The organism is Pseudomonas sp. B111, from assembly GCF_026428275.1.
Taxonomy (GTDB): Bacteria; Pseudomonadota; Gammaproteobacteria; order Pseudomonadales; family Pseudomonadaceae; genus Pseudomonas; species Pseudomonas aeruginosa.
This window is the reverse complement of sequence record NZ_CP097857.1, coordinates 3113073-3131674: the sequence shown is the minus strand read 5'-3', so window position 1 is coordinate 3131674 and position 18602 is coordinate 3113073. Positions and strand designations below refer to the sequence as shown.

Genomic DNA, 18602 nt, shown 5'->3' with positions numbered 1-18602 from the left:
ATCCGCCGGCGGGGTTCGACCTGTCATTGCCGCCAGCGTAGAATGCGCGCCTTTCTTCGCGGCGCGGGCAAGTCCCGCTGCCAGATTGCAGCCTTACCAGGGAGATCCCGGCCCATGAGCGATTATCAGGAAACTCTGTACCAGGGCTACGGCCAGCGCTTCAGCATCGACAACATGCTGCATGAGGTGCGCACCGAGCACCAGCACCTGGTGATTTTCGAAAACGCCCGGATGGGCCGGGTGATGGCGCTCGATGGAGTGATCCAGACCACCGAGGCCGACGAGTTCATCTACCACGAGATGCTCACCCACGTGCCGATCCTCGCCCACGGCGCGGCCCGGCGCGTGCTGATCATCGGCGGCGGCGACGGTGGCATGCTGCGCGAGGTGGCCAAGCACAAGAGCGTCGAGCGGATCACCATGGTCGAGATCGACGGCACCGTGGTCGACATGTGCAAGGAGTTCCTGCCCAACCACTCCCAGGGCGCCTTCGACGACCCGCGGCTGAACCTGGTGATCGACGACGGCATGCGCTTCGTGGCTACCACGGAAGAACGCTTCGACGTGATCATCTCCGACTCCACCGACCCGATCGGCCCTGGCGAGGTGCTGTTCTCCGAGAACTTCTACCAGGCCTGCCGGCGCTGCCTGAACGAGGGTGGCATCCTGGTCACCCAGAACGGCACGCCGTTCATGCAACTGGAGGAAGTGCGCACCACCGCCGCACGTACCGACGGGCTGTTCGCCGACTGGCATTTCTACCAGGCGGCGGTGCCGACCTATATCGGCGGCGCCATGACCTTCGCCTGGGGTTCGACCCGCGAAGGCCTGCGTCGCCTTCCGCTGGAAACGCTGCGCCAGCGCTTCCGCGATAGCGGCATCGCCACCCGCTACTACAACGCCGATATCCACCTGGGCGCGTTTGCTCTGCCGCAGTACGTGCTGCAGGCCATCGGCAAGCAGGACAACGACTGACGCTTCACCAAGAAGGGCCGCAAGGCCCTTTTTCATGCGTCGCTCCGACATCCCCTGTTACTGCCAGCTAACATTTTTTTCACAATCGATCCGGGAAAATCTGCGCGCTTTTTTCCGTTGCCATGGCTATAAATGGCAGTTTTGTCCTTGAGTGCATCGAATGCTGACCAAACGATTGCGCCAGAGCGGCGTAGTAGTCTCCTGCCTGCTCGGTAGCGTCCTCTTCATCGCCCTGGCCTTCCTCGGCTGGCAACGTTTCGCCCCGGCGGCCACCGTGTCCGGCTGGACCTACCGGGTAGTGCTCGAGGACATTCCCCACGTCAGCGCCCTGGCCCGCGACCCGGACGGCCTGCTTTACGTGAGCCAGGAGTTGCAGGACGGCAAGGGCCTGGTGTTCCGCATCGCCGCCGATGGCAGCCGCGATACGGTGCTCGACGGGCTGTCCAAGCCCGACGGCATGGCCAACTTCCGCGACGGCATCGCGATCAGCCAGGAGCAGGGCGCCTCGCCGGTGTTCTGGTGGCATGCCCAGCAGGCCCGGCCGCTGTTCGACGGCATCCAGGTGGAGGGCGTCGCCAGCGACGGCCGCTACCTGTACGCCGCCGAGGATCGCGACCTGGACGGGCGGATTCTCCGCTACGACCCGGAGACCGGCGGACTGACGGTACTGCGCGAGGGATTGCAGCGCTCCGAAGGGGTGGCCGCCTGCCCGGACGGAAGCGTCTTCTACACGGAAAAGAAACGTGGCCACGTCATGCGTCTGCATGAGGGGGCCGAGGACGAGGTGGTGCTGAACGGACTGAATGCACCGAGCTTTTTGCTGTGCGACAGCGAAGGCCTGTGGATCACCGAGGACTCGACGCATAACGCGCGAGCCTTGCTGCTGCCGCCCGACGGGCCGCTGCGGGTGATCGTACGGCGCCTGCGTTCCGCGCAGTCCCTACTGCCCATCGGGCCCGGCCGCTACCTGCTGGCCGAGCAGGGGCGGGACCGCATTCTCGAAATCGAACGACAGAAGAGCGAATTGTAAACATGGACCAAACGGAAGTCCGAACCACCCAATCGCCCCCACGGCTGTTCCAGCCCACCATCCGCAGTCACCTGGCGTTCACCGCGCTCAGCGCGCTGGTGCTGCTGGTCATGTTCAGCCTGCTGCGCCTGGCCTTGCTGATCTACAACCGCGAACTGATCGGCGCGACCCCGGTGAGCACCTTCCTCGAGGCGTTCGGCAACGGCGTGCGTTTCGACCTGCGGGTCGTCGTCTATGCCGTGGCGCCGCTGGTGCTGTCGCTGTTCGCGGTACGCGCGATGGCCGCTCGCGGCCTGTTCCGTACATGGTTGACGCTGTTCGCCAGCATCACCCTGTTCCTCGGCGTACTCGAGCTGGACTTCTACCGCGAGTTCCACCAGCGCCTGAACAGCCTGGTCTTCCAGTACATGTCGGAAGACCCGAAGACCGTCATGAGCATGCTCTGGTACGGCTTCCCGGTGGTCCGCTACCTGCTGGCCTGGGCCTTCGCCACCTGGGTGCTGTACCGGGTGTTCAAGGCCATCGACCTGGCGACCCGCCCGAGCCAGCGCAAGCCGCGCGAAGACAGCGTGATCGCCCGCCCGGGCGCTGCCGCGCCCTGGTACGTGCGCGGCGTGGTGCTGTTCCTCTGCGTGCTGGTCTGCGTCCTCGCCGCCCGCGGCACCCTGCGCCAGGGCCCGCCGCTGCGCTGGGGCGATGCCTTCACCACCGAATCCATGTTCGCCAACCAACTGGGCCTGAACGGCACCCTGACCCTGGTCAAGGCGGCCAAGGAGCGCTTCTCCGAAGACCGCGCGAACATCTGGAAGGCCACCCTGGACGACAAGGTCGCCCTGGAGACCACCCGGCAGATGTTGCTGACCCCCAACGACAAGCTGGTGGACGCCGACGAGGCCGCGGTGCGCCGCGAGTTCACCCCGCCGGCGGCGAATACCCTGCCGATCCGCAACGTGGTGGTGGTCCTGCTGGAAAGCTTCGCCGGCCACTATGTCGGCGCCTTGGGCGCGCCGGGCAACATCACGCCGTATTTCGACAAGCTGTCGAAGGAAGGCCTGCTGTTCACCCAGTTCTTCTCCAACGGCACCCATACCCACCAGGGCATGTTCGCCACCATGGCCTGCTTCCCCAACCTGCCGGGCTTCGAATACCTGATGCAAACCCCGGAGGGCGGCCACAAGTTCTCCGGCCTGCCGCAGTTGCTCAGCGCCCGCCAGTACGAGGACGTCTACGTCTACAACGGCGATTTCGCCTGGGACAACCAGTCCGGCTTCTTCAGCAACCAGGGCATGACCACCTTCATCGGCCGCAACGACTATGTCGACCCGGTGTTCTCCGATCCGACCTGGGGCGTCTCCGACCAGGACATGTTCGCCCGTGGCAACGAGGAGCTGGACAAGCTGGCGAGCACCGGCAAGCCGTTCTATGCGCTGTTGCAGAGCCTCTCCAACCACGTGCCCTACGCGTTGCCGAAGGACCTGCCGGTGGAGCGCGTGACCGGCTACGGTTCGCTCGACGAGCACCTGACCGCCATGCGCTATTCCGACTGGGCGCTGGGCCAGTTCTTCGAGAAGGCGAAGAAGTCGCCGTACTACAAGGACACCCTTTTCGTGGTGGTCGGCGACCATGGCTTCGGCAGCCCCGAGCAGCTCACCGAGATGGACCTGCACCGCTTCAACGTGCCGCTGCTGCTGATCGCCCCCGGCATCCAGGAGAAGTTCGGTACCCACCTGCCGACCGTCGGTACCCAGGTCGACATCGTGCCGACCATCATGGGCCTGCTCGGCGGCGAGACCGTCCACCAGTGCTGGGGCCGCGACCTGCTGAACCTGCCGGAAGGCGACAAGGGCTTCGGCGTGATCAAGCCGTCGGGCAGCGAGCAGAACGTCGCCATCGTCTCCGGCAACCGCATCCTGGTGCGGCCGAAGGACGGTGACGTGCGCGTCTACGATTACCAGCTGGGCGGCGATGCCAAGGCGGTGATCACCAAGGACGTACCGGACCAGGCCGAGCTACAGAAGAAGCTGGAGTCGTTCATCCAGACCGCGACCAAGAGCCTGCTGGAGAATACCGCGGGCGTGGTACACGGGATCCCGGACAAGGACTGACCCGTAGCAAGCATGAGAAAGGGGCCTTCGGGCCCCTTTTTTTCGGCGCCAGGTCGCAGCGTCTTGCGTTGCCGGTGCCGAGGCGGCCGCCCTGCCCGATAGCGTTCAGGGTGTATCCGTCTGCTGGCTTACCAGCCAGCGCAGGACTTCGGCGGTGGCCTGGATCAGGTCCGCCGGTATGTACTGGTCGACATTGCCGTCGCGCAGCAGCGCCCGTGCCAGCGGAACTCGTTGCAGCACCGGGATTCCTTCTTCCTCGGCGATGCGCCGGACCCGCAGGGCCAGGGCGTCGGTGTGCTTCAGGGTGACCAGCGGCAGGGGTGTTTCGCCGCGTCGATAGCGTATGCCGATGGCGACGTGGGTCGGGTTGGCGACGATCACCGAGGAACGCCGGACATCCGCGCGCAGGTTGCTCGATTGCAGTTCCTGATGGAATTGCCGGCGCTTGCTCTTGATCTCCGGGCTGCCCTCCATCTCCTTGTACTCGCGCTTCACTTCGTCCTTGCTCATGCGCAACTGCTTGTAGTGCTGGTGGCGTTCGAAGGCGTAGTCGGCGACGGCAATCGCCAGGAAGCCGACCGCGCAGACCAGCATCAGTTGCCTGAGCATCAGCCCGCTCACCGGTGCCACGCAGTCCAGCCCGCAGGCGGGAATCCGCAGGAGGCTGGCCAGGTTGCCCTGCAAGGTCAGCCAGACCAGCAGGGAGAGCAGGGCGACCTTCAGGGTCGACTTGAGGAACTCCACCAGGCTCCGGATCGAGAAGATCTTCTTCGCGCCCTCCACCGGGTTGATCTTCTTCAGGTCCGGCTTGACGCTGTCGAGGCTGAGCAGGAAGCCGTACTGGCCGACATGGCTGAGCACCACCACCAGCGCCGCGACCAGCAGGACCGGCGCCAGCAGGTAGAGGAGTTCCTGGAGAAGGTTCTCCAGGATGGTCTCCAGCGCCTGGCGAAACGGCAGGTCGATGTACTCGGCGGGCAGCAGGAGCAGCTTGCCGAGATGCTCCAGGTAGTAGTCGGAAAAGCCCATCAGCAGCGCCACCAGCGACAGGATCAACGCGCTGGAGACAATTTCCTTGCTCTTCACCACCTGGCCCTGCCGGCGGGCGTCGCGCAGCTTCTTCGCCGTGGGCTGCTCGGTCTTCTCGGCGCTCATGGCGTCTCCAGCACGGGACGCAGCAGGCGCAGCGGGTCGACGGCGAGCAGCAGGGCATCGTAGGCGTGCTCCATGAGGATGCCCAGGTAGAGCACCAGCAGCAGGCTGGCGACCAGGCTCTTGATCGGCATGGCGAGGATGAACACGTTCAGCGACGGGGCGAAGCGGCTGACCAGCGCCAGGCCGAACTCGGCGAGGAACATGGCAATCAGCAGCGGCGCGGCGAACAGCGCGCAGAGCATCAGCATCTGCGAGAACTGCGCGTAGAAGAACTCCACCCATTGGCTGCCGAACTGCGGGAAGAAACTGCTCACCGGCCAACTGGCATAGCTCCTGAACAGCGAGCCGACCAGCGCGAGGAAGGCGCCGCCGGAGAAGAACAGGGTGATCAGCGTCTGCGTCAGCAACAGCCCGGTTGGGCTGGTCTGGCTGCCCAGGCTGGGGTTGAGGGTCGAGGCGAGTGCCGCGCCACGCTGGTTGTCGATGATGAAGCCGGTCGCTTCCATGGCCCAGAAGGGAATGGTGGCGACGAAGCCGATGAGCAGGCCGAGCAGCACTTCCTTGCCGATCAGCAGGGCGATGTCCAGCGCGCCGAGGGCCGGCGGCAGGCTGCCGGCGACGATCGGGTAGGCGAACAGCGCCAGCGAGCAGGCCACGCCGTTGCGCACCAGGCCGCCGCCCAGGGTCTGCTTGGCCAGCACCGGCAGGACCACGAAGCAACTGATGATCCGCGGCAGCAGCAGGCTGTAGGTCAGCAGCAGTTGCTGCAGGTCCTGGACGCTCATCGCACCAGCGGCACCTTCAGCAGGGTCATTTCGGCGAAACGGTACAGCTCGCCGCCCAGCCAGCCGCTGGTGGCGAACAGTACCACCACCACGGCCACCAGCTTGGCGACGAAGCCGAGGGTCTGCTCCTGGATCTGGGTGAGTGCCTGGACCAGCGATACCAGGGTGCCGATCAGGGCCGCGACCAGTACCGGCGGCAGCGACAGGACCAGCACCAGCCACAGGGTCTGGTTGGTGAAGTGGAGGATGTCGGCGCTGCTCATGGTCAGCCTCCGTAGCTGATGACCAGGCCGTGGGTCAGCCGCGCCCAGCCGTCGAGGAGGACGAACAGGAGCAGCTTGAACGGCAGGGAAATGGTCATCGGCGACACCATCATCATGCCCATCGCCAGGAGGATGTTGGAGATGATCAGGTCGATGGCGATGAAGGGCAGGTAGATCAGGAAGCCGATCTCGAACGCACGGGTCAGTTCGCTGACGGTGAAGGCCGGCAGCAGGATCAGCAGGCTGTCCGGGTCGAGCCGCTCGGCGTATTCGCTGGGCCAGACCTGGCGGGTGCTTTCCATGAAGAAGGTGTGTTCGCGCTCCTGGATCTGCCGCTTGAGGAAGTTCCGGTAGGGCGCCATGCCCTCGTCGAGAAAGCGTTCCACCGATGCCGAGTCGCTCAGGCTGACGTCGTGGTTGCGCAGGTAGTCGCGGGTGGCGAAGCCGACCGGTGCCATCACGTACAGGCTGAGGATGATCGCCAGCCCGTACATCGCCATGTTCGGCGGAATCTGCTGGACGCCCAGGGCGTTGCGCAGCAGCGAGAAGACCACGGTCATCTTGATGAAGGAGGTCGCCATCACCGCGATGAACGGGACCAGCGCGAGCAGGGCCAGGCCGAGGATCAGGCCGAGCTCGTCGGGCAACTGGATCATGCTTCGTCGTGTCCGAACAGACGGGTTACGCGCACCCCGAGCCGGTCCTGGAGCCTGACCAGTTCGCCGATACCGAGGCAGCGCTGGTTGGCGAGGATGCGCACTTCGCCGTCCAGGGCACAGTCGAGATCGAGCAGCGAGCCTGGCTGCAGGGTCGAGAGGGTATGCAGGTCCAGGGTGCGGCGGCCGACCTCGAAGCTGACCGGGATCGGCAGTTGGTCGAGTTCGTGCAGGTCCTCGCTGTCGGCGAGGGAGGGGGTGTCGTGCATGTCGAGCAGTTCCAGTTGCGTGGAGTGGAGTTGGCAGCGCGCCCAGGGGCGTCCTTCGAGAACCCCCAGCAGCGCTGCGTCGGGGCGATGGCCGGCAGGCAGCAGCAACAGGTCGCCGGGCTCCAGGGTGCGCAGCTCGCCGGCGTCCAGCGGCAGGCCGGGCCATTGCAGCGACAGGCGCAGCGGTATGGCCAGGCGTTGCGCCGAGGGGCGCGGCGGCAGGCGTGCCAGCAGCGTCGCCGGATCGCCGTCGAGCCAGAGCGCCAGGCGCTGGTCGTCGCGTTCCAGGCTCAGGCGCAGGCCCATCGCAGCGCGTGGTTGCGCCGGGCTCAGGCCGTACCAGACCAGGCCGGGAAAGACGTTGCCTTCGCGCTCCAGCAAGGCCAGTTGCAGGGCCGCCGGCAGGCTGGCGAAGGCTGCCTCCTGCAGGTTCGGCGCGAGCCAGCGGGCCAGCGCCGGGGCCTGGCAGAGAAAGCGCAGGGGCAGGCCGTCCCACGCCAGGCTCAGTTCGAGATCGACGTCGGGGGCGGCCTGGCCGATGTCCAGGCGCGCTTGCAAAGCGTTGCCGACATAGTGGCGACGGCAACGTGCGAGACGTCGCTGGAGATCCAGTTCGGCGCGGCTGGCGAGCGGCAGGTCGAGGTCCGCACCGTTCATTCGGCTTGCCACTCTTCATGCAGGTAGCGACGTTGCCGCGAGCGCTGGCCGCTGTCCTGCTGCTGATTGAAGGTGAGTTGCACCGGTTGTTCCGGATGCAGCCGTTGCAGGCGTTCGAGCAACTCGCCACGGGCTTGCTGGAGCAACGCCAGGCTGCCGGGGCTGGCACTGATCTCGACCTGCAACTGGCCATGGCCATGCAGGACCTGCACCTCCACGGCGCCGAGCTGGGGCAGTCGCACCTGCAGGCGCGCCGCATGGCTTTCGGCTGCGCTGGCGACCTGGATGCGCCCCTGCACGGCATCGAGCAGGCGCGCGAGATCGGCCAGCGGCAGTGGCCGGCTCCCGCTCGATGCCAGCAGGCGTGCCAGCAGGCGGTCGCCGGGGGTTTGCATGGCAGGCAGTGGCACAGGCGCTTGGTCGTCGGGGGGCAGTGCGGATGGATCGGTTTCTCCGGGTTGCCGACGCTCCTCTCCGCGGCCTTCGCCGCCCCCTGTCGGCGCGGGCGGCGAAGCCTGGGCACTGGCCTGCGCCGTGGGCGCGACCTCGGCTGCGGCTTTCGCCGGGAAGCCGGGGCCGGGCTGCGGCCGCTCATGCGTCCGACCTGCGATTTGCGGGTGGGAGGACACCGGCACCAGCGGCGGTTCGTCGACCGGAGGCGCCGAAACGCTGGCCGGCTCCCGGGCTTGCGTGGACGCCGCGACGCGCGCGGAGACCGCCGGCGCTTGCCGTGCTACCGATCCGGACGGCGACACTGTTGGCGTTGGCGTTGGCGTTGGCGTTGGCGTTGGCGTTGGCGTTGGCGTTGGCGTTGGCGTTGCGTCCGCGGCAACTGGCACGGGGGCTTGCCGAGTGGTCGGCGGCCGGTCGGCGGCAGGCGCCGCGGGCTGGTCGGCGAGAGGCGTCGAGGTCGGCGCGTCGGCTGTCGCGGCAGGCTCTTCGGCCTCTGTCGTTTCGTCGCCCTTGTCGAACGGTGGCCTGGGCGCCGGCGGTCGGTGCGCGGGCAGGGCCTGTTCGAAGGCGATCTGCTGCGCGCGCAGCGGCGGAAGGGGGGCAGGGGTGTCGGACGACACGAGCGGAGCCGTATCCACGGCGTTCAGCTTGAGCATGGCCAGGTCTCGTGGCGGGTGAATTCTTCCAGTTCGCCTTCCTCGCTGCGTTCGCGCAGCCCCTGGCGCTCGGCGTCGACGTGGCGCTCCAGTTCGGCGAACTTCTCCAGTTGCCGCTGGCGTTCCAGCAGTTCTCGCCGGCACTGCCGCAGGCGCTCGCGCTCCCCTTCGAGGCGCTGCGCGGTCTCGGCGCAGTCCTGTTCCAGGCCGGCTTCCTTTTCCCGCAGCAGCCCTACCTGCTGCTGCCAGGCTTCCAGGCGTCGGCGGTCGAGCATGGCCGCCTGGCAGGCGAGAAACAGCCGTTGCTCTTCGGCCAGTCGCCAGTCGCGGTAGTCCCGTTGCGCCGCCTGGCGCTCGGTGTGTTCCTGCGCCGCGGCGCGAACCCGTAGCAATTGGCGGCCCTGGGCGCGCTCGGCCCGGTCCAGGCGCAGGCGTCGGACGCGCAACAGCAGCGCCAGGCTCATGCGCAGAGGCTCCGCAACTGCGCACAGGCCTGTGCGTAATCGCTGGTTTCGTGGGTACCCTGGCGCAGCCACTGGCGGATCGCCCCGATCTTCTCGATGGCCTGGTCGGCTTCGCTGTCCTGGCCTTTCTGGTATTCGCCGATCTTCAGCAGCAACTCGACTTCCTCGTACTTCGCCAGCCATTCGCGCAAGCGTCCGGCCGCATGGCGCTGATCGTCGTCGACGATCTGGTTCATGACCCGGCTCACCGAGTGCAGCACGTCGATGGCCGGATAGTGGTTGGCGGCGGCCAGCTTGCGCGACAGCACGATGTGCCCGTCGAGAATCGAGCGGGTCTCGTCGGCCACCGGCTCGCTCATGTCGTCGCCTTCCACCAGCACGGTGTAGAGCGCGGTGATCGAGCCCCGCTCGGATTGCCCGGCACGCTCCATCAGGCGTGGCAGCGCGGCGAACACCGATGGCGGATAGCCGCGGCGGGTGGGCGGTTCACCGGCCGCCAGGCCGATTTCGCGCTGGGCCCTGGCGAAGCGGGTCAGCGAGTCCATCAGCAGCAGGACGCGGCGACCCTGGTCGCGGAAATACTCGGCGATGCTGGTGGCGACGAAACCGGCCTTGGCGCGCTCCATCGCCGGTCGGTCGGAAGTGGCGACCACCAGCACCGAGCGGCGCAGCCCCTGTTCGCCGAGGTCGCTTTCGATGAACTCGCGGACTTCGCGACCGCGCTCGCCGACCAGGGCGAGTACCGTCACATCCACCTCGGCATTGCGCACCAGGCTGGCCAGCAGGGTGCTCTTGCCGCCGCCGGCGGCAGCGAAAATGCCCATGCGCTGGCCTTCGCCGCAGGTCAGCAGGCCGTCGATGGCGCGCACACCCAGCGATAGCGGCCGCTCTATCAGGCGCCGGCTCATCGGCGGCGGGGCATCCCGGTAGACCGGATACCAGGCCGCCGGCTCGGCCGGCGGGCTGCCGTCGAAGGGGCGGCCGAGGCCGTCGAGCACCTGCCCGAGCAGGTGCTCGCCAACCGCCACGCGATGCATGCCGCCGGTAGGGCTGACTTCGGTGTTGGAGGAAACCCCGAGCATCTCGCCGAGCGGGGTGAGCAGCGCCTGGTGCTGCTGGAAGCCGATGACCTCGGCGAGCAGCGCCAGGCTCTGGTCGGGATTGCGCAACTGGCAGAGTTCGCCGATGCGCACGCCGGGCACCACGGCCTTGAGCAGGGTTCCGGTGACCTGGGTGACCCGCCCGCGGATCTGGATCGGCCGGCAGCCTTCGATGGCGTGGCGCATCCGGACGATGAGAGGAGAGAGAGGCGCGGGCATGGCGGATCGGTTCGGCTGGAGTCGGCGCGCACTATAGAGAAAGCCTCGCGCGACGAATTTCAGTGCCAGCCGGGAGTTTTTAGAAATCGGTTGCCGCCGCGGCTAAAAAAAACCGGCCGATATTGGCATCGGCGGCACCGGGCCGGTTCCTATACTGCGCCGCCTTTGCAGACCAGGAACCACAGCCACGATGGACATCCTCCAGAGTTCCTCCGCCGCGCCCCTCGCGCCGCGGGAAGCGGCCAACGCCCCCGCGCAGCAGGCTGGCGGCAGCTTTCAGGGCGAGCGCGTCCACTACGTTTCCGTTTCGCAGTCGCTGGCCGATGCCGCGGAAGAGCTGACCTTCGCCTTTTCCGAGCGCGCCGAGAAATCCCTGGCCAAGCGCCGCCTGAGCGACGCCCATGCGCGCCTGAGCGAAGTCCAGGCCATGCTGCAGGAGTACTGGAAGCGCATTCCGGACCTGGAAAGCCAGCAGAAGCTCGAGGCGCTGATCGCCCACCTGGGCAGCGGCCAACTGAGCAGCCTGGCGCAGCTCAGTGCTTACCTGGAGGGCTTCTCCAGCGAGATCAGCCAGCGCTTCCTGGCGCTGTCGCGGGCGCGCGACGTCCTGGCCGGGCGGCCGGAGGCGCGGGCGATGCTGGCGCTGGTCGACCAGGCGTTGCTGCGGATGGCCGACGAGCAGGGCCTGGAGATCGAACTCGGCCTGCGCATCGAGCCGCTGGCCGCCGAGGCTTCCGCCGCCGGTGTCGGCGATATCCAGGCGCTGCGCGATACCTACCGTGACGCGGTACTCGACTACCGGGGCCTGTCGGCGGCCTGGCAGGACATCCAGGCGCGCTTCGCCGCGACGCCGCTGGAGCGGGTCGTGGCCTTCCTGCAGAAAGCCCTGAGCGCCGACCTGGACAGTCAGTCGAGCCGGCTCGATCCGGTGAAGCTGGAGCGGGTCATGAGCGACATGCACAAGCTGCGCGTGCTCGGCGGCCTGGCGGAGCAGGTGGGGGCGCTCTGGCAGGTGCTGGTGGCAGGGGAGCGGGGCCATGGCATACGGGCCTTCTGAATTGACCGGCGCAGTCATCGCCTTGCTCGAGAAGCGCTGGGTCGGCGTCGCCGAGGTGCAGGCGTTGCTCGAGCCGTTGCCGCTGGCCGACGTCGCCCGGCAGATCCATTTCTTCCGCGAACTGAAGCGTCTCTACCGCCTGTTGCCGGTCGAAGTGTTCGGCGACGACGAGCAGCGCCAGAATCTTTTGAATGCCTGCCAGATGGCACTCGACCTGGCGATCGAGCGCGAAGAGGAGCAGCAGCATGGACTGGGTTGAGCTGGCCGTCGCGCAGTTCTGCCAGGACCTGCGGGTGAGCGTACCGGCGCCGCTGGCGCGCGTGGTGCAACTGGATTTCGAGGACAGCGGCACCTTGCAGCTGGAACGCCATGGCGAACAGTTGTCGCTCTGGCTGGCCTGTGACCTGGCCTGGCACCAGGCCTATCGCGGAACGCTGCGGGCGTTGCGCCTGTGCCATGCGCGCGCGGCCGGGAGCCTGCCGCTGCGTTGCGCCTGGAGCGGCGAATCGCGCCTGCTGCTGTGCATCACCCTGGAAGCCCGGCAGGTCGGCATCCCGACGCTGCACCAGGCCTTGCAGGCGCTGCGCTCGGCGCGCAGCGAAGTGCTCGCCGCATGAGCCGGGTCGGTGCCTGGCACATCGGCATCGAACGACTCGACCTGGCGCATGCCGAGCCGTTCGCGCCGCCCCTGCCGGAGCGCCATCTACTGGCGCCCGACGGCCGGCCGGTCGAGACCCACGTCGCCAGCCTGTATCCCGCGCAGCAGGCGCAACAGCGCCTGTTCGACTACGCCCGGCCCCAGCTGGAGTTCCACGGCCTGCTGCGCCCCGGCGACTTCCGCCAGGCGCTGCGCGATCTCCGCCTGGCCCTCACGCTGCCCGGCCAGCCAGCCCTGCAGGCTGCGGCCTGCCTGCTCGGCGAGCGCGACGAAGACGAGCGACTGCTGCAAATGGCCCTGAACCTGTTGCACAAGGTATGAATCGATGACGTTGAAACCGACGCAACAGCGCCTGTTGCTGATGCTGGGCTGGCTGCACCTGCAATGCGGCCAGCCGCGACGCGCCCAGGTGTTGCTGGAGGCCTTGCTGAGCGTTGCGCCGGAGCGCCGCGACGGGCGCCGCGCCTTGCTCCTGGCGTTGCTCCAGCAAGGCCTCGGCGAGCCCGCCGTGCGCCTGTGCCGGCAGTTGCAGGAGGATGGCGAGGAGGAGCCCGGTCTGTGGCGTTGCCTGAGCCGTGCCGAACAGCTCGCCGGGCGTCTCGACGCGGCGCGTGCCGCGCACGCCCGGGCGCTGGAGCTGGAGGCGCGGGAATGAACGACCTGAGCGGGCTTCTCGGCCGGGTCGGCGAGCGCAAGGACATCCTGCTGGTGGTGTTGCTGCTGGCGGTGGTGTTCATGATGGTGCTGCCGTTGCCACCGCTGCTGCTGGACATCCTCATCGCCGTCAACATCACCATCTCCGTGGTCCTGCTGATGATGTCGGTGTACATCGGCTCGCCGTTGCAGTTCTCGGTGTTCCCGGCAGTGCTGCTGATCACCACGCTGTTCCGCCTGGCGCTGTCGGTGAGCACCACGCGGATGATCCTGCTGCAGGCCGACGCGGGGCAGATCGTCAACACCTTCGGCAGCTTCGTGGTCGGCGGCAACCTGGTGGTGGGCATCATCATCTTCCTGATCATCACCATCGTGCAGTTCCTGGTGATCACCAAGGGTGCCGAGCGGGTCGCCGAGGTCAGCGCGCGCTTTTCCCTGGATGCCATGCCGGGCAAGCAGATGAGCATCGACGGCGACATGCGTGCCGGCGTGATCGATGTCAACGAGGCGCGGGCGCGGCGCGCGGTGATCGAAAAGGAAAGCCAGATGTTCGGCTCTATGGACGGCGCGATGAAATTCGTCAAGGGCGACGCCATCGCCGGGCTGATCATTATCGTCGTCAACATCCTCGGCGGCATCGCCATCGGCGTCACGCAGAAGGGCCTGAGCACCGCCGACGCGCTGCAACTGTACGCGGTGCTGACCGTCGGCGATGGCATGGTCTCGCAGGTGCCGGCGTTGCTGATCGCCATCACCGCCGGGATCATCGTCACGCGGGTGTCTTCCGACGAATCGGCGGACCTCGGCAGCGACATCGGCGAACAGGTGGTGGCGCAGCCCAAGGCGCTGCTGATCGGCGGCCTGTTGCTGGTGCTGTTCGGCCTGATTCCCGGTTTCCCGACCCTGACCTTCCTGGCTCTCGCGCTGCTGGTCGGCGGCGGCGGCTACTTCATGCTCTGGCGCCAGCGGCTCCAGGCCAGCGCCGGTTCCCGCGACCTGCCGGCGCTGCTCGCGCAGGGCGCCGGAGCGCCATCGGCCAAGGCGCGCGGCAAGGCTGGCGGCGGCAAGCCGAAGGCCGGGCGTCTCGCCGAGCAGGAAGAATTCGCCCTCACCGTGCCGTTGCTGATCGACGTCGATGCCAGCCTCCAGGAACGTCTGGAGGCGATGTCGCTGAACGAGGAACTGGTGCGGGTACGACGCGCGCTGTACCTGGATTTCGGCGTGCCGTTCCCGGGTATCCACTTGCGCTTCAACGAAGCGATGGGCGATGGCGAATACCTGGTGCAGCTACAGGAGGTCCCGGTCGCGCGCGGATGCCTGCGGCCGGGCTGGTTGCTGGTGCGCGAACGCGCCGCGCAGCTGGAATTGCTCGCGGTCCCCCACGAGCCGGCGGAGCTGCAGGTGCCGGGAGAGGAAGCGAGCTGGGTGGAGCAGGCGCATCAGGATCGCCTGGAGCGTTCCGGCTGTGCCTGCCTGGGCCTGGAGCAGGTGCTCACCTGGCACCTGTCCCATGTGCTGCGGGAGTACGCCGAGGATTTCATCGGCATCCAGGAGACGCGCTACCTGCTGGAGCAGATGGAGCAGGGTTACGGCGAGCTGGTGAAGGAGGCACAGCGGATCGTTCCCCTGCAGCGGATGACCGAGATTCTCCAGCGCCTGGTCGGCGAGGACATCTCGATCCGCAACATGCGGGCGATCCTCGAGGCGATGGTGGAGTGGGGGCAGAAGGAGAAGGACGTGGTGCAGCTCACCGAGTACATCCGCAGCAGCCTCAAGCGCTACATCTGCTACAAGTACTCCAGCGGCAACAATATCCTTCCCGCCTACCTGCTGGACCAGGCGGTGGAGGAGCAGATCCGCGGTGGCATCCGCCAGACCAGCGCCGGCAGCTACCTGGCCCTCGACCCGGCGATAACCCAGGCCTTCCTCGAGCGCGTGCGGCAGACCGTCGGCGATCTCGCGCAGATGCAGAACCGGCCGGTGCTGATCGTTTCCATGGATATCCGCCGCTACGTGCGCAAGCTGGTGGAGAGCGACTATGCCGGGCTGCCGGTGCTGTCCTACCAGGAGCTGACCCAGCAGATCAACATCCAGCCGCTTGGCAGGATCGTGTTGTGAGCGCCGATCCGCTGATTCCCTGGTTTCTCGCCCGCGGCCTGGCGGTGCGTCCGCATTGCCTGCGCGACACCTCGATCGCGCTCGGTTGGCAGGTCCTGGCCCATGGCTGCGAACTGGCCTGGCGCTGCGACGGCGAGCGGGTCTGGATCGTGATGTTGCGTCGGCGGCAGGCGCGCAGCGGATTGGCCAATCCATTCGCCGCGCTGTACCTGCTGGCGGAGGCCACGCTCGATACGCTGGGGCCGCGCCAGCGTCTCTACGGCAAGGTCCTGGCGCTGGCCGGCAGCCCGCTGCCTGGCGAGCGCATGGCGCGCTTCTATCGCCGCTGGACCGGCGCCGCCGAGCCCGCCGACGGCTGGTTCGAGCTGGAGGCCGGGCGGGTGGTGACGCAGCGAAGCCTGCGAAAACGACAAAAACCCGACCGTGCCTGACAGGCTCCGGCGACGTCGATCCCTACCATGGGCGACATGAACGAATACACCGAAGACACCCTGCGGGCGACCGTCCAGGCCGCCGAACTGGCGATTCGCGACAGCGAGGAACGCGGCCGCCTGCTGGCGGAAATGTGGCAAGGCCTGGGGCTTGCCGCGGACGCCGGCGAGCTGCTGTTCCAGGCGCCGGAGCGAGAGCTGGCGCGAGCCGCCGAAGAGGAGCTGCTGGCCGAACTGCGGCGCATGCGCAGTTCCCAGCCGACGCAGGGCGAGCAGGGTACCCGGCCGCGGCGTCCGACGCCGATGCGTGGCTTGTTGATCTGAGGAATCACGATGGAAGTCAGAAACTTTAATGCCGGTCGCGAGCTGTTCCTGGACGAACTCCTGGCCGCGCCGGCGGCGCCTGCCAGTGCCGAGCAGGAGGAACTGATGGCCTTGTTGCGCAGCGAGCGGATCGTGCTGGCCCACGCCGGCCAGCCGCTGAGCGAGGCGCAAGTGCTCAAGGCGCTCGCCTGGTTGCTCGCGGCCAATCCGTCCGCGCCTCCGGGGCAGGGCCTCGAGGTACTCCGCGAAGTCCTGCAGGCACGTCGGCAGCCCGGTGCGCAGTGGGATTTGCGCGAGTTCCTGGTGTCGGCCTATTTCAGCCTGCACGGCCGTCTCGACGAGGATGTCATCGGTGTCTACAAGGATGTCCTGCAGACCCAGGACGGCAAGCGCAAGGCGCTGCTCGACGAGCTCAAGGCGCTGACCGCGGAGTTGAAGGTCTACAGCGTGATCCAGTCGCAGATCAACGCCGCGCTGTCGGCCAAGCAGGGCATCAGGATCGACGCTGGCGGTATCGATCTGGTCGACCCCACGCTCTATGGCTATGCCGTCGGCGATCCCAGGTGGAAGGACAGCCCCGAGTATGCGCTGCTGAGCAATCTGGATACCTTCAGCGGCAAGCTGTCGATCAAGGATTTTCTCAGCGGCTCGCCGAAGCAGAGCGGGGAACTCAAGGGCCTCAGGGATGAGTACCCCTTCGAGAAGGACAACAACCCGGTCGGCAATTTCGCCACCACGGTGAGCGACCGCTCGCGTCCGCTGAACGACAAGGTCAACGAGAAGACCACCCTGCTCAACGACACCAGCTCCCGCTACAACTCGGCGGTCGAGGCGCTCAACCGCTTCATCCAGAAATACGACAGCGTCCTGCGCGACATTCTCAGCGCGATCTAGAGGTATCCATGAACCAGCAAGCGACCCCTTCCGACACCGACCAGCAACAGGCGCTGGAGGCCTTCCTGCGCGACGGCGGCACCCTGGCGATGCTTCGCGGACTCAGCGAGGACACCCTGGAGCAGCTCTATGCGCTGGGCTTCAACCAGTACCAGGCGGGCAAGTGGGACGACGCGCAGAAGATCTTCCAGGCACTGTGCATGCTCGACCACTACGACGCCCGCTACTTTCTCGGCCTGGGCGCCTGCCGCCAGTCCCTCGGTCTCTATGAACAGGCCCTGCAGAGCTACAGCTACGGCGCGCTGATGGACATCAACGAGCCGCGCTTTCCCTTCCATGCCGCCGAGTGCCACCTGCAACTGGGTGATCTCGACGGAGCCGAGAGTGGCTTCTACTCGGCCCGGGCCCTGGCCGCGGCACAGCCGGCGCACGAGGCCCTGGCCGCGCGTGCCGGCGCCATGTTGGAAGCCGTAACCGCGAGAAAGGATCGAGCATATGAATCCGATAACGCTTGAACGCGCCGGACTGCCCTACGGGGTGGCCGACGCCGGGGATATCCCGGCGCTCGGCAGGCCGGTCGCGAGGGATGTCGAGAGTCTGCGGGTGGAGCGCCTGGCGGCGCCGGCCGCGGCTTCCGCGAGCGGCACGGGGGTGGCGCTGACGCCGCCGTCCGCAGCCAGCCAGCAGCGCCTGGAGGTCGCCAATCGTGCGGAGATCGCCAGCCTGGTGCAAGCAGTGGGCGAGGATGCCGGACTGGCGCGGCAGGTTGTGCTGGCCGGCGCTTCGACGCTGTTGTCCGCCGGCCTGATGTCGCCGCAGGCGTTCGAGATCGAGCTGGCGAAAATCACCGGCGAAGTCGAGAACCAGCAGAAGAAACTCAAGCTGACCGAAATCGAGCAGGCGCGAAAGCAGAACCTGCAGAAGATGGAAGACAACCAGCAGAAGATCAGGGAATCGGAAGAAGCCGCGAAAGAAGCCCAGAAGTCCGGTCTGGCAGCCAAAATCTTTGGTTGGATCAGTGCAATAGCTTCGATCATCGTCGGCGCAATCATGGTGGCAACCGGCGTCGGCGCGGCCGCGGGTGCACTGATGATCGCGGGCGGTGTCATGGGAGTGGTCTCCCAGTCGGTACAGCAGGCAGCCGCGGACGGATTGATCAGCAAGGAAGTGATGGAAAAGCTCGGCCCGGCACTGATGGGTATCGAGATCGCCGTCGCGCTGCTGGCGGCGGTGGTCAGCTTCGGCGGCTCAGCGGTCGGCGGGCTGGCCAAGCTGGGCGCGAAGATCGGCGGCAAGGCGGCCGAGATGACCGCCAGCCTGGCGAGCAAGGTCGCCGACCTGGGCGGCAAGTTCGGCAGTTTGGCCGGCCAATCGCTGTCGCACTCGCTGAAACTCGGCGTGCAGGTTTCCGACCTGACCCTGGACGTCGCCAACGGCGCGGCCCAGGCCACTCATTCGGGATTCCAGGCGAAGGCCGCGAACCGCCAGGCCGACGTGCAGGAATCGCGTGCCGACCTGACCACCCTGCAGGGCGTGATCGAGCGCCTGAAGGAAGAGCTGAGCCGCATGCTGGAAGCATTCCAGGAAATCATGGAGCGGATCTTCGCCATGCTCCAGGCCAAGGGTGAAACCCTGCACAACCTGTCCAGCCGACCGGCAGCGATCTGAGGAGGCGTCAC

22 protein-coding genes are annotated in these 18602 nt (G+C 67.1%); 14 read left to right on the top strand and 8 right to left on the bottom strand.

Annotated elements, in window-relative coordinates:
• Window positions 1-114: 114 nt before the first annotated feature.
• The 3 genes from speE (at window position 115) to M6E97_RS14465 (ending at window position 4110) form a co-directional block, all read left to right on the top strand.
• Window positions 115-975, top strand: a complete 861-nt coding sequence (speE, locus tag M6E97_RS14475) for a polyamine aminopropyltransferase (protein ID WP_003103196.1) — start codon at window positions 115-117, stop codon at window positions 973-975.
• Between the two features lie 160 nt (window positions 976-1135).
• A complete protein-coding gene (locus M6E97_RS14470) occupies window positions 1136-2005 on the top strand; it encodes a YncE family protein (RefSeq protein WP_034005168.1) in 870 nt (289 codons plus the stop codon).
• Between the two features lie 2 nt (window positions 2006-2007).
• Window positions 2008-4110 carry an LTA synthase family protein gene (locus M6E97_RS14465; protein ID WP_033938192.1) on the top strand — a complete coding sequence of 701 codons (2103 nt, stop codon included), beginning with the start codon at window positions 2008-2010 and terminating at the stop codon, window positions 4108-4110.
• 105 nt (window positions 4111-4215) lie between these two features.
• Here M6E97_RS14465 and pscU read toward each other — a convergent pair whose 3' ends face one another.
• Genes pscU through pscN form a run of 8 tightly spaced genes read right to left on the bottom strand, consistent with a single transcriptional unit; the run spans window position 4216 to window position 10787 of the window.
• Window positions 4216-5265, bottom strand: a complete 1050-nt coding sequence (gene pscU, locus M6E97_RS14460; RefSeq protein WP_033938191.1) for a SctU family type III secretion system export apparatus subunit PscU — start codon at window positions 5263-5265, stop codon at window positions 4216-4218.
• A complete protein-coding gene (gene pscT / locus M6E97_RS14455) occupies window positions 5262-6050 on the bottom strand; it encodes a SctT family type III secretion system export apparatus subunit PscT (protein WP_033938190.1) in 789 nt (262 codons plus the stop codon). Before pscT ends, pscU begins: the two co-directional genes overlap by 4 nt.
• Window positions 6047-6313, bottom strand: coding sequence for a SctS family type III secretion system export apparatus subunit PscS (gene pscS, locus M6E97_RS14450; RefSeq protein WP_003087672.1), 267 nt, complete (start codon window positions 6311-6313; stop codon window positions 6047-6049). Before pscS ends, pscT begins: the two co-directional genes overlap by 4 nt.
• Window positions 6314-6315: 2 nt before the next feature.
• Window positions 6316-6969, bottom strand: coding sequence for a SctR family type III secretion system export apparatus subunit PscR (gene pscR, locus M6E97_RS14445; RefSeq protein WP_003087674.1), 654 nt, complete (start codon window positions 6967-6969; stop codon window positions 6316-6318).
• On the bottom strand, window positions 6966-7895 hold the full coding sequence (gene pscQ / locus M6E97_RS14440) for a SctQ family type III secretion system cytoplasmic ring protein PscQ (protein WP_033938187.1): 930 nt from the start codon (window positions 7893-7895) through the stop codon (window positions 6966-6968). The genes pscR and pscQ overlap by 4 nt, the downstream gene beginning before the upstream one ends.
• On the bottom strand, window positions 7892-9004 hold the full coding sequence (gene pscP / locus M6E97_RS14435) for a type III secretion system needle length determinant PscP (RefSeq protein WP_023443620.1): 1113 nt from the start codon (window positions 9002-9004) through the stop codon (window positions 7892-7894). The genes pscQ and pscP overlap by 4 nt, the downstream gene beginning before the upstream one ends.
• Window positions 8992-9468 carry a type III secretion system central stalk protein PscO gene (pscO, locus tag M6E97_RS14430; protein ID WP_003109497.1) on the bottom strand — a complete coding sequence of 159 codons (477 nt, stop codon included), beginning with the start codon at window positions 9466-9468 and terminating at the stop codon, window positions 8992-8994. Before pscO ends, pscP begins: the two co-directional genes overlap by 13 nt.
• Entirely contained in the window at window positions 9465-10787 is a 1323-nt protein-coding gene (gene pscN, locus M6E97_RS14425; RefSeq protein ID WP_019371912.1) for a SctN family type III secretion system ATPase PscN, read from the bottom strand. The genes pscO and pscN overlap by 4 nt, the downstream gene beginning before the upstream one ends.
• A gap of 190 nt (window positions 10788-10977) precedes the next feature.
• On the opposite strand from pscN, the gene popN reads away from it, so the two are divergent.
• Genes popN through popB form a run of 11 tightly spaced genes read left to right on the top strand, consistent with a single transcriptional unit; the run spans window position 10978 to window position 18591 of the window.
• Entirely contained in the window at window positions 10978-11844 is an 867-nt protein-coding gene (gene popN / locus M6E97_RS14420) for a SctW family type III secretion system gatekeeper subunit PopN (RefSeq protein ID WP_033938185.1), read from the top strand.
• Entirely contained in the window at window positions 11825-12103 is a 279-nt protein-coding gene (pcr1, locus tag M6E97_RS14415; protein WP_003087693.1) for an Acr1 family type III secretion system gatekeeper subunit Pcr1, read from the top strand. The genes popN and pcr1 overlap by 20 nt, the downstream gene beginning before the upstream one ends.
• Window positions 12090-12461 (top strand): type III secretion chaperone SycN, encoded by a 372-nt coding sequence (sycN, locus tag M6E97_RS14410; RefSeq protein WP_003087694.1) that lies wholly within the window; start codon window positions 12090-12092, stop codon window positions 12459-12461. The genes pcr1 and sycN overlap by 14 nt, the downstream gene beginning before the upstream one ends.
• Window positions 12458-12823 (top strand): type III secretion system protein PscX, encoded by a 366-nt coding sequence (pscX, locus tag M6E97_RS14405; RefSeq protein WP_003140044.1) that lies wholly within the window; start codon window positions 12458-12460, stop codon window positions 12821-12823. The genes sycN and pscX overlap by 4 nt, the downstream gene beginning before the upstream one ends.
• 4 nt (window positions 12824-12827) lie before the next feature.
• Window positions 12828-13157 carry a type III secretion system chaperone PscY gene (gene pscY, locus M6E97_RS14400; RefSeq protein ID WP_003113547.1) on the top strand — a complete coding sequence of 110 codons (330 nt, stop codon included), beginning with the start codon at window positions 12828-12830 and terminating at the stop codon, window positions 13155-13157.
• Window positions 13154-15274, top strand: a complete 2121-nt coding sequence (gene pcrD / locus M6E97_RS14395) for a SctV family type III secretion system export apparatus subunit PcrD (protein ID WP_003087696.1) — start codon at window positions 13154-13156, stop codon at window positions 15272-15274. The genes pscY and pcrD overlap by 4 nt, the downstream gene beginning before the upstream one ends.
• Window positions 15271-15705 carry an LcrR family type III secretion system chaperone PcrR gene (gene pcrR, locus M6E97_RS14390; RefSeq protein ID WP_003100791.1) on the top strand — a complete coding sequence of 145 codons (435 nt, stop codon included), beginning with the start codon at window positions 15271-15273 and terminating at the stop codon, window positions 15703-15705. The genes pcrD and pcrR overlap by 4 nt, the downstream gene beginning before the upstream one ends.
• Before the next feature lie 27 nt (window positions 15706-15732).
• Window positions 15733-16029, top strand: coding sequence for an LcrG family type III secretion system chaperone PcrG (gene pcrG, locus M6E97_RS14385; RefSeq protein WP_003100790.1), 297 nt, complete (start codon window positions 15733-15735; stop codon window positions 16027-16029).
• A gap of 9 nt (window positions 16030-16038) precedes the next feature.
• A complete protein-coding gene (gene pcrV, locus M6E97_RS14380; RefSeq protein WP_015503126.1) occupies window positions 16039-16923 on the top strand; it encodes a type III secretion system needle tip protein PcrV in 885 nt (294 codons plus the stop codon).
• 8 nt (window positions 16924-16931) lie between these two features.
• Window positions 16932-17438, top strand: coding sequence for a SycD/LcrH family type III secretion system chaperone PcrH (pcrH, locus tag M6E97_RS14375; protein WP_003100779.1), 507 nt, complete (start codon window positions 16932-16934; stop codon window positions 17436-17438).
• On the top strand, window positions 17419-18591 hold the full coding sequence (popB, locus tag M6E97_RS14370) for a type III secretion system translocon subunit PopB (RefSeq protein WP_003087710.1): 1173 nt from the start codon (window positions 17419-17421) through the stop codon (window positions 18589-18591). The genes pcrH and popB overlap by 20 nt, the downstream gene beginning before the upstream one ends.
• Window positions 18592-18602: the final 11 nt, after the last annotated feature.

Excerpts from the sequence above, each read along its gene's own strand:
- speE (WP_003103196.1), top strand. The coding sequence starts at position 115 with ATGAGCGATTATCAGGAAACTCTGTACCAGGGCTACGGCCAGCGCTTC.
- M6E97_RS14470 (WP_034005168.1), top strand. The coding sequence starts at position 1,136 with ATGCTGACCAAACGATTGCGCCAGAGCGGCGTAGTAGTCTCCTGCCTG.
- M6E97_RS14465 (WP_033938192.1), top strand. The coding sequence starts at position 2,008 with ATGGACCAAACGGAAGTCCGAACCACCCAATCGCCCCCACGGCTGTTC.
- pscU (WP_033938191.1), bottom strand. The coding sequence starts at position 5,265 with ATGAGCGCCGAGAAGACCGAGCAGCCCACGGCGAAGAAGCTGCGCGAC.
- pscT (WP_033938190.1), bottom strand. The coding sequence starts at position 6,050 with ATGAGCGTCCAGGACCTGCAGCAACTGCTGCTGACCTACAGCCTGCTG.
- pscS (WP_003087672.1), bottom strand. The coding sequence starts at position 6,313 with ATGAGCAGCGCCGACATCCTCCACTTCACCAACCAGACCCTGTGGCTG.
- pscR (WP_003087674.1), bottom strand. The coding sequence starts at position 6,969 with ATGATCCAGTTGCCCGACGAGCTCGGCCTGATCCTCGGCCTGGCCCTG.
- pscQ (WP_033938187.1), bottom strand. The coding sequence starts at position 7,895 with ATGAACGGTGCGGACCTCGACCTGCCGCTCGCCAGCCGCGCCGAACTG.
- pscP (WP_023443620.1), bottom strand. The coding sequence starts at position 9,004 with ATGCTCAAGCTGAACGCCGTGGATACGGCTCCGCTCGTGTCGTCCGAC.
- pscO (WP_003109497.1), bottom strand. The coding sequence starts at position 9,468 with ATGAGCCTGGCGCTGCTGTTGCGCGTCCGACGCCTGCGCCTGGACCGG.
- pscN (WP_019371912.1), bottom strand. The coding sequence starts at position 10,787 with ATGCCCGCGCCTCTCTCTCCTCTCATCGTCCGGATGCGCCACGCCATC.
- popN (WP_033938185.1), top strand. The coding sequence starts at position 10,978 with ATGGACATCCTCCAGAGTTCCTCCGCCGCGCCCCTCGCGCCGCGGGAA.
- pcr1 (WP_003087693.1), top strand. The coding sequence starts at position 11,825 with ATGGCATACGGGCCTTCTGAATTGACCGGCGCAGTCATCGCCTTGCTC.
- sycN (WP_003087694.1), top strand. The coding sequence starts at position 12,090 with ATGGACTGGGTTGAGCTGGCCGTCGCGCAGTTCTGCCAGGACCTGCGG.
- pscX (WP_003140044.1), top strand. The coding sequence starts at position 12,458 with ATGAGCCGGGTCGGTGCCTGGCACATCGGCATCGAACGACTCGACCTG.
- pscY (WP_003113547.1), top strand. The coding sequence starts at position 12,828 with ATGACGTTGAAACCGACGCAACAGCGCCTGTTGCTGATGCTGGGCTGG.
- pcrD (WP_003087696.1), top strand. The coding sequence starts at position 13,154 with ATGAACGACCTGAGCGGGCTTCTCGGCCGGGTCGGCGAGCGCAAGGAC.
- pcrG (WP_003100790.1), top strand. The coding sequence starts at position 15,733 with ATGGGCGACATGAACGAATACACCGAAGACACCCTGCGGGCGACCGTC.
- pcrV (WP_015503126.1), top strand. The coding sequence starts at position 16,039 with ATGGAAGTCAGAAACTTTAATGCCGGTCGCGAGCTGTTCCTGGACGAA.
- pcrH (WP_003100779.1), top strand. The coding sequence starts at position 16,932 with ATGAACCAGCAAGCGACCCCTTCCGACACCGACCAGCAACAGGCGCTG.
- popB (WP_003087710.1), top strand. The coding sequence starts at position 17,419 with ATGAATCCGATAACGCTTGAACGCGCCGGACTGCCCTACGGGGTGGCC.